This is a genomic window from Streptomyces sp. NPDC007162, assembly GCF_040634175.1.
Classification (GTDB): domain Bacteria; phylum Actinomycetota; class Actinomycetes; order Streptomycetales; family Streptomycetaceae; genus Streptomyces.
Genome location: NZ_JBEYFC010000253.1, coordinates 1 through 12,472, shown reverse-complemented (window position 1 = coordinate 12,472; position 12,472 = coordinate 1). Strand labels below are relative to the sequence as shown.

Annotated in this window: 11 protein-coding genes; 2 read left to right on the top strand and 9 right to left on the bottom strand. The window is 70.8% G+C overall.

Annotated features, from left to right (window positions below; all coding sequences use genetic code 11):
• Nucleotides 1-145 precede the first annotated feature (145 nt).
• The 4 genes from ABZ646_RS26655 to ABZ646_RS26640 are packed head-to-tail and all read right to left on the bottom strand — an operon-like array spanning nt 146 to nt 3,600.
• Nucleotides 146-1,210: a nitronate monooxygenase gene (locus tag ABZ646_RS26655; RefSeq protein WP_360523805.1), complete on the bottom strand. Its 1,065-nt coding sequence runs from the start codon at nt 1,208-1,210 to the stop codon at nt 146-148.
• Nucleotides 1,207-1,977, bottom strand: coding sequence for a CoA-transferase (locus tag ABZ646_RS26650; protein WP_360523803.1), 771 nt, complete (start codon nt 1,975-1,977; stop codon nt 1,207-1,209). Before ABZ646_RS26650 ends, ABZ646_RS26655 begins: the two co-directional genes overlap by 4 nt.
• Nucleotides 1,974-2,837, bottom strand: coding sequence for a CoA-transferase (locus ABZ646_RS26645; protein ID WP_360523800.1), 864 nt, complete (start codon nt 2,835-2,837; stop codon nt 1,974-1,976). Before ABZ646_RS26645 ends, ABZ646_RS26650 begins: the two co-directional genes overlap by 4 nt.
• Nucleotides 2,830-3,600, bottom strand: coding sequence for an enoyl-CoA hydratase family protein (locus tag ABZ646_RS26640; RefSeq protein WP_360523797.1), 771 nt, complete (start codon nt 3,598-3,600; stop codon nt 2,830-2,832). The genes ABZ646_RS26645 and ABZ646_RS26640 overlap by 8 nt, the downstream gene beginning before the upstream one ends.
• A gap of 78 nt (nt 3,601-3,678) precedes the next feature.
• On the opposite strand from ABZ646_RS26640, the gene ABZ646_RS26635 reads away from it, so the two are divergent.
• Both ABZ646_RS26635 and ABZ646_RS26630 read left to right on the top strand, forming a co-directional pair.
• Nucleotides 3,679-4,455 carry an SDR family oxidoreductase gene (locus tag ABZ646_RS26635; protein ID WP_360523793.1) on the top strand — a complete coding sequence of 259 codons (777 nt, stop codon included), beginning with the start codon at nt 3,679-3,681 and terminating at the stop codon, nt 4,453-4,455.
• 35 nt (nt 4,456-4,490) lie between these two features.
• A complete protein-coding gene (locus ABZ646_RS26630) occupies nt 4,491-5,402 on the top strand; it encodes an SDR family oxidoreductase (RefSeq protein ID WP_360523790.1) in 912 nt (303 codons plus the stop codon).
• A gap of 546 nt (nt 5,403-5,948) precedes the next feature.
• Here ABZ646_RS26630 and ABZ646_RS26625 read toward each other — a convergent pair.
• The 5 genes from ABZ646_RS26625 to ABZ646_RS26605 all read right to left on the bottom strand — a co-directional run.
• A complete protein-coding gene (locus ABZ646_RS26625; RefSeq protein ID WP_360523787.1) occupies nt 5,949-6,791 on the bottom strand; it encodes a DUF6461 domain-containing protein in 843 nt (280 codons plus the stop codon).
• 66 nt (nt 6,792-6,857) lie between these two features.
• Nucleotides 6,858-9,077, bottom strand: coding sequence for a glycosyltransferase family 39 protein (locus ABZ646_RS26620; RefSeq protein WP_360523784.1), 2,220 nt, complete (start codon nt 9,075-9,077; stop codon nt 6,858-6,860).
• 226 nt (nt 9,078-9,303) lie between these two features.
• Nucleotides 9,304-10,239: a class I SAM-dependent methyltransferase gene (locus ABZ646_RS26615; RefSeq protein WP_360523781.1), complete on the bottom strand. Its 936-nt coding sequence runs from the start codon at nt 10,237-10,239 to the stop codon at nt 9,304-9,306.
• A 111-nt stretch (nt 10,240-10,350) separates the two neighbouring features.
• Nucleotides 10,351-10,485, bottom strand: coding sequence for a hypothetical protein (locus tag ABZ646_RS26610; protein WP_360523778.1), 135 nt, complete (start codon nt 10,483-10,485; stop codon nt 10,351-10,353).
• On the bottom strand, nt 10,482-12,472 hold a 1,991-nt coding region (locus ABZ646_RS26605), incomplete at its 5' end, for an Ig-like domain-containing protein (protein WP_360523775.1). The genes ABZ646_RS26605 and ABZ646_RS26610, both read right to left, overlap by 4 nt.

Sequence of the window (12,472 nt, the reverse complement as noted above, 5' to 3'; positions counted from 1 at the left end):
CGTCGGGAGGGACACCGGCGGCCGGTTCGGCCTGCAGACGATGTGCGAGGGCGGCGGCCAGGCCAACGTCACCATCATCGAACGGCTCTGAGCGGGGCTCTTGCGCCCGTCGGCGCCCTGGCTCGCGGCCGGGGAGCCGACGGCGTCAGGATACGGCGGACAGCCACTTCAGCGTCGCCTGGGCCTCGGCCATGATCCGGTCGACGAGTTCGGCACAGGACGGCAGGTCGTCGATCAGTCCGGCCACCTGTCCGGAGGCCATCACCCCGAGGTCGGTTCGGCCGTCGACCATGGCCGCCTTCAGCAGCATGGGGGTGTTGGCCGCCAGCAGGACCTGGCTCCAGGTCAGGTCCTTGCCGTGTTTCATCGCCAGCCCGTCGCGGACCATGGCGGTCCAGCTCATGCCGGACTCCCGCTTGAACGCCGACGCGTGGCGCACCGCGCGTACCAGAGCGGTGACCCGGCCCGAGCGCTCCAGGGTGTCGACGAGTTCGCTGCGCAGCATCCGGTGGGGCAGGCCGTCCACCTTGGTGGTGACGGTGATGTCCGGCACGCCCGCGGCCAGATAGCGGGCCTTGACGGCGTCCGGGACCGTGCTGTCCGAGGTGAGCAGGAAGCGGGTTCCCATCGCGACACCGGCCGCGCCGTAGGCCAGCGCGGCGACCAGACCGCGCCCGTCGCGGAAGCCTCCGGCCGCGATCACCGGGATGTCCACGGCGTCGACGACCTGTGGCAGCAACACGGTGGTGGCCACGCTGCCCGTGTGGCCGCCCCCCTCCCCGCCCTGCACGATCACCGCGTCCGCACCCCAGGCCGCGACCTTCTCGGCGTGCCGCCGGGCGCCGATCGAGGGCACGACGATCACTCCCGCGTCCTTCAGGCGTGCGATCAGCTCGCGGCTCGGCGCGAGCGCGAAGGACGCGACCCGCACGCCCTCGTCGAGAATGACTCCGACGCGGTCGGCCGCGTCCGAGGCGTCCGCCCGCAGGTTGACCCCGAAGGGCGCCTCGGTGCGGGCCTTGACCTCGCGGACCGCCGTGCGCAGCTGCGGCACGGTCATGGTCGCGGAGGCGAGGATCCCCAGCGCGCCGGCGTTGGCCGCCGCGCTCACCAGCCGTGGCCCGGCCACCCAGCCCATGCCGGTCTGGACGATGGGATGGCGCACCCCGACCAGCGTGGTGAGCGGCGTGACGATCGTGGCATCGCTCATGCGGGCACCTCGCGGTCACGGATGCCCCCCGGGTCGATGACCTCCCGGATCAGGCGCAGTTCGTCGGCGGTCGGTTCGCGGGTGTACGGCACCTCGTCGGGGACGGTGAGCGGGAAGCCGGTGGCCGCCACGATCTCGTCGACCGTGACGCCGGGGTGCCGGGAGCGCAGCCGCATCGTGCGGCCGGGGGTGGCGAAGTCGAACACGCCCAGGTTGCTCACCACTTCGGGGATGCGGTGGTACCGGGTGGCTGAGGGGCCCGCCGCGGCGGCCCGGTCGTAGCCGACTCCGCAGACCATGTCGACGTGTGCGACGAAGACCCGTGGCGAGTGCTTGGGTACCCAGTAACTGGTCGGGTTGTTCAGGGTGTTGACGGGAGCGCCGCGCACACCCAGCAGTTGGCGGCTGGGGTGCGCCCAGTCGCCGATGCAGGAGATGTTCTGGTTGCCGTGGCGGTCGATCTGGCTCGCGCCCATCATCACGTGCCGCCGGCCGGTGGCCACCAGGGCGAGGTGCTGCCGGTAGGGCAGCCAGCCCTCCGTCACCTCGGCGGGGGCACCGACGGCGGGCACGTCGCCGATGAGCAGCGCCTCGCCGTCGGTGAGCAGCAGGTCGGGGGCGAAGGTGAGCTTCGCCAGCCGGGCGCCGATGGTGGGTACGGTGCCCATGGGGCTGGCGAGGATCTCACCGGCGTCCCGCCATGCCTCCGCGCAGGCCACCACGCAGTACTCGGCGCGCGTCGTCGTGTTCGTCGTGGGACTGCTCACGTCTGCTCCTCGTGGAATGCCGTGACCGCGGCCTGGTACGTCTCCTCGTCGCCGGAGAGATAGCGGTCGGTGAACGCCCGCCAGGTCTCCGCATCGCGTGCGGCCTGGACGTAGGCGCGCTGGAAGGCCTCGTCGCGGTCGTAGTCGGGTGCGCAGGAGGTGAAGTGGGCGCCGCCCGGTGTCTGCACCACCCCGTTGACGAAGGCCCGCTTGACCAGCAGTGTCTGCGGAGCGGCGTCCTTCAGCAGGTCGGCGGTGTCGACGATCTGCTCGCAGGAGACGTACGCGGCGTCCGCGGCCTGGCAGAAGAGGTCGTCGAAGTACGGATCGGGGCCCAGGTACTGGGCGTTGCCGTGGGCGTCCGCCCGGTTGAGATGGACCAGGGCGGCGTCCAGGCGCAGGGCGGGCACGGCGACCAGTTCCTCGGCGTCGTCGTAGGGTGAGGTGACCGTGCGCAGTTGGGGGTTGACCCTCATCACATCCGAGCCGAGGCCGGCGCGGATCGGCAGGAAGGGCAGCCGCTGGGCCGCAGCGGTCAAACCCCACATGAACATGGCTTCGTCCAACTCCACCAGCTCGAAGGCACCTCGCTGCCGGGCCGCGGTGAAGTGCGGCTCCAGGGGAACGGAGTCGAGGGTGGCGAAGGCAGCCACCAGTTTGCGGACCTTCCCGGCTGCGGCGAGGAGCCCGACGTCCGGACCTCCGTAGGAGACGACGGTGAGGTCCGTGATGTCGGAGCGCAGCAAGGCGCGTACCAGGGCCATCGGCTTGCGCCGTGATCCCCAGCCGCCGATGCCGATGGTCATGCCACTGCGGAGGCAGCCGACGACTCCCTCGGCGGTCATCGTTTTGTCATTCACCGCTGCTCCCCTCCGCTGACGACTTGGACGCCAAAAACGCGTCCCGGTGGCGGTCGGCGACACCGCTGAGGTTGGCCTCGAAGGTGAAGCCCTGCTCGAAGCGGTAGCTGCGGCGGACGTCCACCGGGTCGATGCCGTTGATCGCGGCCTTGGCCAGGCGGATCAGCAGGCCGTCCTTGGCGGCGATCTCGCGCGCCAGCTCCATGGCGGCTTCTTCGAGTTGCTCACGCGGGACCACCCGCCACACCGAGCCGTGCCGGTGCAGCTCCGCGGCGGTGACGGTGCGCGAGGTGTAGTACAGGGTCCGCATCAGGTGCTGCGGGACCAGCCGGGCCAGATGGGTGGCGGCGCCCAGCGCGCCACGGTCCAGTTCGGGCAGGCCGAAGGTCGCGTCGTCGCTGGCCACGATCGCGTCCGCGTTGCCCACCAGGCCGATGCCGCCGCCCAGGCAGAAACCGTGGACGGCCGCGACCACCGGGACCTCGCAGTCGTAGACCGCGGCGAACGCCTCGTAGCAGCCGCGGTTGGTGCCGATGAGCGCCGCATGTCCGTCGGTGCGCTGCATCTCCTTGATGTCCGCGCCTGCGTTGAACCCGCGGCCGGCGGCGGTGAGGACGACGCAGCGCACCTTGGGGTCGGCGCCGGCCGCGCGTACTGCCGCGGCCAAGTCGTACCAGCCCTGCACGGGAAGTGCGTTGACGGGTGGGAAGTCGACGTCGACGACGGATATGCCCTCTTCGGGGGCTGTGGTGGAGACACCCATGAGCGGATCAGCTACCTTTCCACCAAACGTTTGTTAGGTATGAAGGTAGCAGCGGAGCGCATTCTCCGGGAGGGCCTCATGGCAGCGGTCATCGATCTGAGCGGAAGTGTGGCGGTGGTCACCGGCGGCACCAGGGGGGTCGGCGCCGGGATCGCACGGGCGCTGCTGGAGGCCGGTGCGGATGTCGTCGTCTGCGCCCGGCACCCTCCGGAGAAGCCGGTGGAGGCGTCCGGCCGCACGGCCCGGTTCCTCCCGCTCGACCTGCGCGATCCTGATGCCGTGACGGCTTTCTTCCAGCAGGTGCGCCGGGAGTACGACCGACTCGACACGCTGGTCAACAACGCCGGCGGAACCCCCTACCGGATGCTTGCCGAGGGCGGGGCGGAACGGCATGCGCGGGTCGTCGGACTCAATCTGCTCGTTCCCCTCACCGCCTCGCTCGCCGCGTACGAGGTGATGCGCGCGCAGCCCGGCGGCGGGTCGGTGGTGATGGTCGGCAGCGTCAGCGGCAGCCGGCCCTCCCCCGGCTCGGCGGCCTACGGGGCGGCCAAGGCGGGCCTGGAGCACCTCGCCAGGTCCATGGCCGTGGAATGGGCGCCGCTGGTACGGGTCAACACCCTCGTCCTCGGCATGGTCCGCACCGAACTGTCCCACCTGCACTACGGCGACGAGGACGGCATCGCCGCCGTCGGCCGCACCGTTCCGCTCGGCCGCCTCGCGGACCCCGCCGAGATCGGTGACGCCTGCGTGTTCCTCGCCTCCGACCGTGCCTCCTACATCACCGGCGCCAGTCTCCTCGTGCACGGCGGAGGCGAACGCCCGGCCTTCCTCGACGCGGCCACCACCAACAAGTGAGCCGCGGACCCATTCACGACGTGAGGATGAACCCCATGAACGGACTGTGCACCGGACGCGTCGCCGTCGTCACGGGAGCGGGGCGCGGGCTCGGCCGCGCGCACGCCCTCGCCCTCGCCGCGGAGGGCGCGGCGGTCGTCGTCAACGACCTCGGCGTCGGTCTCGACGGCACCGGAGGGGCCACCGGCCCCGCCCAGCAGGTCGTCGACGAGATCCGGGCGTCGGGCGGGGAGGCGGTCGCGCACGGCGGCGACATCGCCACCACCGAGGGAGCGTCGTCGCTGGTCGGTACCGCCCTGGAGACGTACGGACGCCTCGACGCGCTGGTCAACAACGCCGGTTTCCTGCGCGACCGGATGCTCGTCAACCTCGACGAGGACGACTGGGACGCCGTCATGCGCGTCCATCTGAAGGGGCACTTCCTGCCGCTGAAGCACGCCGCCGCCCACTGGCGTGCCGAGGCCAAAGCCGGACGGACGCCGACCGCGCGGGTGGTCAACACCAGCAGTGGGGCGGGGCTGCTGGGCTCGCTCGGACAGGGCAACTACAGCGCCGCCAAGGCCGGCATCGTCGGGCTGACGCTGGTCGCCGCCGCGGAGTTCGGACGCTACGGCGTCCAGGTCAACGCCATCGCCCCGGCCGCCCGCACCCGGATGACCGAGGCGGCTTTCGCCGACACCATGGCCGCCCCCGCCGACGGCGGCTTCGACGCCATGGCACCGGAGAACGTCTCCCCGCTCGTCGTGTGGCTCGCCTCCGCCGCCTGCGCGGGAGTGACCGGCCGGGTCTTCGAGGCCGAGGGCGGCCGCATCACCGTGATGGAGGGCTGGCGGCCGGGCCCCACGGCCGACAAGGGCGCCCGCTGGACCCCGGCGGAGGCGGGCGAGGCGGCCGCGAAGCTGCTGGCGGACGCCGAGACGCCGCTGCCGGTGTACGGGGCGCAGTAGCCGCGGGCTCCGGCGCCGTAGGGCTTACCGGGGCCCGCGGCTGTGGCTCGGTGGGCATCGGCGCGGTGCGGCAGAACACCGATGCCACGTCCGTATCGCACGGCCGCGGGCCGCGCCTCGGCCGGCTGCCCGCAGTCAAGCGCGGTCCATGCCCGTGATCCAGCGAACGGCCCGCGCCCGGCCCTACGCGGGTACGGCAGCACGGAGCGGACCGCGGCGGCGATCCTGTCGTCGGCGCCGAGCCGTGGATGCGCGAGCTGTACGTGGACCGGGATTAGGTCACCCGCCCGGCCATCGCGCAATTGCGCATGGAGAGCGCCCGGTATCCCGGTGACTCGCGCCTCACCGCTCCGGTCGAGGAGCTCTCGGCACGCGACTTCAGCCCGGCTCGCCTCGGCCCGCGGGGCTCGGGCTTGTGTGTTCGCCCCCTTGCGGGCGACCCCGGACACCTGAAAGGCGGCCATGCCGTGATCGCAGAAGTCCCGTGGGGAAAGTTCCCTTGCAGAGACGGCGAGTACGCCGGGGCAGCCTCCATGCGCTCGCTTGCTACTCGCCTGTCTCGTTGTCTGAACGATCCATGGCCGGTGGTTGGGTGTAGTCGATGACGACCGGCGCGTTCGCCTCCGTCCGTGCGCGGTCCGACGCCGCCGCGATCTCCTCGTAGGTCCATTCCCTGTACAGGCGCTCCCCGTGGGCATCGGTGATGTCGATGACCACGCCGGTCCACTCCTCGGCGGGCTGTTCGGGGACGAGCCCCAGTTCGTACGTGGCGTCCTGGAGCAGTGATTCGGTGACGCGTATGCCGGTGAGTCTCTCGGCCAGAGCGAGGACCGCCGCCTTCCGGTCGACGTCCGGAGCGCTCTCGTCGCGCTCTCCCTCGGAGGTCAACGGGAAGCCGACTTCTCGCAGCAGGGGGATCAGTTCATCGGGAGTGCTGCCGTCGCGCGCCGAGGGGCCCTCGAACGTCGTACGGAGCTCACCGTCCTCGAACCAGTGGAAGAGGTGGATGGGCTTGCCGCCGTTGGTCGAGTGCGCCACGACCCGGCCGCCCCTCGACAGTGTCTCGACGCACGGCGCGGCAATCCCCAGGCCACCGTCGAAGCCGAGTACGAGTGTCCAGTCGCCGTTCTCGCCCGGAACGCTGAAAGCGCCCGCGACGTAGGACTCGTCCCAGTATTCGTGACCGTCCTCGGCACGGTGAGCCTCGTCCGCCTTGACCAACCCGGCCGTTCCCTCCCCTCTGCCGCGCGGTTCCGCCTCCATCGCGCGCAGTACCTCGCGCGGGGTCCGCCCCCTGATCAGGGTCAGGGTGTATCCGCTCTGCGTCATGTGGCGGAAGAGCGGCGAAGCGCGGATCCAGGCGTAGTCGTGCGCGGTCACCATGTTCATACGGCGCAGTGTGCCTGATGCCTCTGACATCGTCAGCAACATGATCGTGTGATGAGCTGTCGACCTTCAATGACCGGTGCCACACCGGTAGAGGTTCTGGGCAGTGGTGTCGGCGGTTTCCGTGCCGCCGTAGGCGGAAACGGGGACAGGGGTGCAGGAAGACTGGACCCAGTTGGTGATCTGTGCCGTGGCCGTGGCCACCGTGGACCCGTTGCCGCCGAAGAAGGCACCCGTACCCCGGCCGCCGCCCACCAGGACGTAGTGCAGCTTGCCGGAAGCCACGAGTTGCCGGAACTGCGCCTCGGCCGGGAAGGGCGCCTGGCCGCTGAACCCGCCCATCGGCAGGACGTGGGCTCCGGTGCCGAGGATGTACGGGGAGGCGGAGTTCCACCCCGTGGTCGCGAAGACGTACTCGGCCGAACCTTGGTGCGCGGTCGTGTAGTGCAGCAACTTCAGCTGGACCGCGGTGAGCCGACCGTTGGCCCCAAGGCCGCCGAAACCGGCGAAGCCGCCGAAGCCGCTGCGGCCGGCGGACTTTGCCCCCGCCCCGGCACGCATCGCGCCGCCACCCCAGAGCAGTTCGCCGTGCCGACCGCTGGCCGACGTCACCGAGCCGTGACCGCGGTTCGCGCCGGACGGGCCGACCGCACCCATGCCAGTGCTGCTGTACGAAGGGCTGAAGACCTGCACCGCCCACGCGCCCGGCGCGATCAGCACCGATGCCAGGGCAGCCGCCAGCCCGGCGAGAGCGAGTCGGCCGCCGGACGGCGTGCGCACGGAACGGGCCAGCGCCAGCAGGGCGACGGCGGCGAGCCCCAACACGGCCACCAGGGGCGCCAGCCACGGCAGGAAAGAGGGGAACTGGGCCGCGAGGTACACGCTCCAGGCCGCCGTCGCCGCCACCGCGCCCGGCAGCACCCAGGCTTGACGACCGCCGGCCCGGTGGGCACGCCACATCTGCACGACACCACCGCCGGTGAGCGCGGCGAGCGGGACCGCGATCACGCCCATGTAGTACGTATGACCGCCGACGCTGCCCGCGCTGAAAACCAGGAAGTACATGGCCAGCCACGTACCCCACAGCAGGAATCCGGCTCGGATGCCGTCGGTGCGGGGCCGGCCCCGGCGCCACAGCAGACCGCAGATGACGGCGGCGGCGCCGATCGGGTAGAGCCAGCCGGTCTGCGAGGCGAGGGACGTACCGAACATCTTCGACCAGCCGTTCTGACCACCACCGGCACCGCCGCCCTGCCTCGCCGCAGCCGCCTGCGTACCCGTGAACCGGCCCTGGGCGGCCTGCGCGCTCTGGGCATCCTGCGCGACCGTGCCGTAGGCGCGGTTCGTGCTCCCGGCACCGGCGGACGCCTGCCGTCCCTGGTGGCCACCTCCGCCGCCCTGCGTCGCACTCACGCTGCCGGTGGCGGCCGCGCTGATGCCGAGCGAGGAGAAGCGGTTCAGGAAGTTGTAGCCGACGACCATGCTGAACGCGGAGTTGTTGGTGGTGCCGTCCACGTAGGGCCGGTCCTTGGCGGGGGTGAGGCTGACGGCGAGCATCCAGGACGCCGACACCGCGGTCATCACCACGGCGGCCACGCAGAGGTGCGCCAGCCGCTTGCGCAGCGTGTGGGGCGCCGACACCAGATAGACCAGGGCGAGCGCGGGAAGCACCACCCACGCCTCCAGCATCTTGGCCTGGAAGCCGACTCCGACCCATACACCGGAGAGCACCACCGGGCGCAGCCGGCCGTCCCGGGCGGCTCGCTGGGCGGCCTCCGCGGCCAGCAGCATGCACAGGGTGAAGGCCGGGTCCTCGACCGAGGTGCGGAAGAGCCCCACGGCCACCGGCGTCAGCAGGAACGCCGTGTCGGCGATCAGCGCCGCGTCGACCCCGGACCATCGGCGCACCAGCCGGTGCAGCACCAGCAGGCTGGCCACCCCTTCGACCACTTGAGGAAGGGTCAGGGCCCAGGGATGGAATCCAAAGATCCGCGCGGACAGCGCCTGCGGCCAGAGGAATCCCGGCAATTTGTCGAGAGTGATGGAATTTCCCGGATCAAAGGAGCCGAAGAGGAAAGCTTTCCAGCTCTCCGTCATGCTCCGGGCAGCATTCGCATAGAACGTGTGGTACTGGCTGTGATCGATCCCCCAGGTGTAGAGCACGGCGGCAAGCACCGTGATGACCAGCAGCGCAGGGCGCGCGTACGCCGGATGGTCGACGGGAGACCGCCACGGCGCACGACGACCGGCACGGATGAGTGCGGTCGGGTGGAGAACAGTCGTAGACATGCACAGCAGTGTTCGACACAACGCGCGCCCGCAACGCCTATGCACCCCGGTTCAAGGAAATTCTCATGTAAATCAGGAGATCCCTTTAACGGTTCCTGACGGGACTTCAAACTATCAAGATCCGTTCATTGCCTGCCGTCGGGCACGGAGGTAGCTGCCGGGCCGGTTGCCGGATTCCCCGTCGCGCATTGAATTGCCCGCGACCCCGGATCTGCGGACCGCCCCCTCAATCGCCTCCACCGTGATCCGAACGTTCCGCGACGGCCACGCGACCCGTCCGCAAGGACGTCCTGCCGCGCGCCGGGCTGCCGAGAGCCTGCGCGAGGGTGAGGAGGTCGTCGTCCGACACCACCCACAGGCCGTACGTGGCGAGAAGTGCTGCCATCTGCTGTGGCGTCCACAGCGAACGCCACGGCTCGCCCGCTGTGACGGAACTGCCCAGTACCCGTGTCAGCAGCCGCCCTGCGGCCGCCTTCGCAGACGGCGCCTGGTAGTTGACGACGAGTGCACTGCCCGGCACCGTCCGGGCGGCGAGTGCGGCCACCGTGGCGCGCACCTCGTCGCGCGTGAGGTACGGGACGACGCCCTCCCACAACCAGGTCGTCGGCGCGGACGGGTCGTGCCCGGCGGCATCCAGCGCCGCACCGAGATCATCGACGGCGAAGTCGACCGGCGTGAACCGCACCGAACGGGCAACGGGCGCAAGCCCGGCGGCGAGGGGACCGCCCTCATCCGCTCCGCGCAGCGCCTGCGCGGCCCCGGTGAGGCGGGCGCGCTTGTCGTGCTGGGAGTCCGGATGGTCGACCTCCCACACGTCTGTCCGTGCGAGCTCGGGCATACGCCACGCGCGTGTGTCCAGGCCGGCGCCGAGGATCACCAGTTGGCCCGTCAGGCGGGCGCGCAGAGCCTCATCGATCGCCACCGTCCGCACCACGACCACCTCGGCGCACGCACGCACACTCTCGTACACGGTGCGCGCCTGCCAGCCCTGCGGCGGAGTGTCCGCGCGCACCTCGTCCACGGGCCCGCGCTCCGCGTCGCGCAGCAGCCGTACCGCCACCGGATCCGCGAACCGGCCGACAGCGGTCCTCCCGTCCGCGACCGCGCGCCCCTGACAGACCAGCACCGCCGTCCGGCTCGCCGCACGCCCGCTCTCGCTCATGGAGCCACATTCAACACCACGAAAGCGGCGCGGCCGACGAGTCGGCCGCAGTCGCCGTCCATGTCCGTCCGGTGCCGGCGGGCAACTGGACCAGGTGCCCGCCGCGTACTGTCACAGCGTCAGGCCGGGCAGGTCGACCTTGGGCACGTCCGGTACGTTCCCGGATTGCACGGCAGACGCTGCCGACGTCAGCGCGGCGCAGGCGGCATCGACGTCCGCCTGGGTCGCGCAGTCGTCCGCGGTCACTGCGACTCGCTGGCGATCGCCGCGACCAGGTCGGTCTTGTCCGGCAGGGTGACGGCGAGGGCCGGGTCGATCGCCTTGATCGCCTCGTTCAGCGCGACGGCCGCGAAGTAGGCGGTGTCCTCGCTGATGTTCACCGCCGAATAGCCGGAGTAACGCGCCTTGACGCCCAAGGCGTTGACGTACGCCCTCTGGAAGCGTTCCTGCTGTCCTTCCCAGTCCCGGCTGGTCGAGACCCGCGTGAAGCCGCCGCCTCCGGTGGTGTCGCCCGCATACGCCGACACCTTCTTCGCCGCGGTGAGTACCGACGCCAACGGGCCGTACCCGCTGAAGTCCGCTCCTGATGAGGTCACCTTCACGGTGGTCGTGACCGGTGGCAGGCTCGGGTTGGCCACACTGGTGCCGGTGATGGTCACCGTGCCCGCCCCGCGCGCGATCACGAGCCCGTTCTTGTCGACCATCGCCACGTTCTGGTCACTCGACCGCCAGGCGATCCGCCGGTCGTAGGCGTTCGCCGGCGACACCGAAGCCGTGAGCTGCAGCCGGTTCGTGCCGGTCACCTTGCCCGTGTCGGCACTGGTGGACGCAGGCCCGTAGATCGTCGCTTCCGGCGGGCTGAGCAGCTGCAGTCCGGTCGGGACCGTGGACACGTCGGCGACCTTGACGTGGATCGTCTGACGTACTCCGTCGTCGGACAGGCCGCCGTGCTCGACACCGCGCGCGGTGATCGTCACGTTCGCGACCTTGCCGCCGCCGGTGCCGACCGCCTGGAGCGTCGCCGTCCTGCCGGACCCGGTCACCGTCACGACGCGGCTGTTCGAGGACTGCCACGCCACCGTGTCGCCCGGCCTGCCGCCCTCGAGCGCGGCCGTGACGGTGCCGGTGCCCGCTGGGGCGTGGCGGTGCGCCCTGTCGTAGACCAGCGTCGTCGAGTACGTGGACAGCGAGATGCCGGTGACGGTGTGGGCGTGGTCGGTGGTGTCGACCATGACCATGTACCGCTTGCCCTGTTCGGCGTCGAACACGAGCTTGCCGCCCCGCACGTCGTAGTCGACGCGCTCGCCCAGCGTGTTGTCGGCGTTGACCAGCCGGATGACGGGGCGGCCGCCGGCCCACGGGTCGACCAGTGCGATCTTCCCGTCCCGCTTGCTGGTCAGGTCCACATAGGACACCGAGCCCTTGTCCGCGTCGAACGCACTCGACACCTCGACGTCGCCCTTCGCGCCCAGCCGCTCGTAACTCACCGACTGGGTCCGGTCCCAGTTCGGGAACACCGACAGGGTCGTCGGCATCTGGGGCGTGGTGCTGCTCTGCAGCAGCATCGCGTTGACGCCCTCCATCGCGCCGACGGTCTCGACCGCGCCACCGCTGCCGTAGTAGGTCAGGTTGCTGGTACGCACCTTGGCCTTGAGCGCCGTCTTGAACTTCGCCAGCAGGTCCGCGGCCGGCCAGCCCGCGTGCGCCGCGATCGGGAACACCTTGGGGAAGCCGTTGTTCTGGCTGCTCCAGCCGGCGAACCCGGTGGCCGCCCAGGAGTTCATGTACTCGAGCGTGTTGCGGACCTTGCCGAGCAGTTCCGGGTCGCCGTCGAGCTGCTGCACGTTCTCGAAGGGGAAGACCACGCCCTCGAGCTCGACCGGCTGGTCGCCCGGCTCGATCATGTCGACGTGCGCCTGGTTCGGCGACTGGTAGTCGGTGGCCGTCAGCGTCGGGACGAAGTCGTCGTTGTTGTTCGCGGAGAAGACGCCCTTGGGCAGCTCGGCCTCCGGGAACGCCGTGTGGCCGGCCAAGTCCTTCCAACGAGCGACGGTGCCCTGGGCTTCGCCCATCTCCCGGGCATGCGCGGAAAGGAACTTCGACAGGTACTTGATGGCGCCGATGTCGAGATCCGGGTTGATGTCGGCGGCGTCGCCCTCGTGGATCGAGGAGCCGATAGGCCACTGCTCTGAGGGGCGATGCCAAGCCCCAGGGGGCCGTACGGGGGCCGGGG

Coding starts and splice junctions, on each gene's coding strand:
- ABZ646_RS26630 (WP_360523790.1), top strand. CDS start 4,491: ATGAACGGACTGTGCACCGGACGCGTCGCCGTCGTCACGGGAGCGGGG.
- ABZ646_RS26635 (WP_360523793.1), top strand. CDS start 3,679: ATGGCAGCGGTCATCGATCTGAGCGGAAGTGTGGCGGTGGTCACCGGC.
- ABZ646_RS26655 (WP_360523805.1), bottom strand. CDS start 1,210: ATGAGCGATGCCACGATCGTCACGCCGCTCACCACGCTGGTCGGGGTG.
- ABZ646_RS26625 (WP_360523787.1), bottom strand. CDS start 6,791: ATGAACATGGTGACCGCGCACGACTACGCCTGGATCCGCGCTTCGCCG.
- ABZ646_RS26640 (WP_360523797.1), bottom strand. CDS start 3,600: ATGGGTGTCTCCACCACAGCCCCCGAAGAGGGCATATCCGTCGTCGAC.
- ABZ646_RS26620 (WP_360523784.1), bottom strand. CDS start 9,077: ATGTCTACGACTGTTCTCCACCCGACCGCACTCATCCGTGCCGGTCGT.
- ABZ646_RS26615 (WP_360523781.1), bottom strand. CDS start 10,239: ATGAGCGAGAGCGGGCGTGCGGCGAGCCGGACGGCGGTGCTGGTCTGT.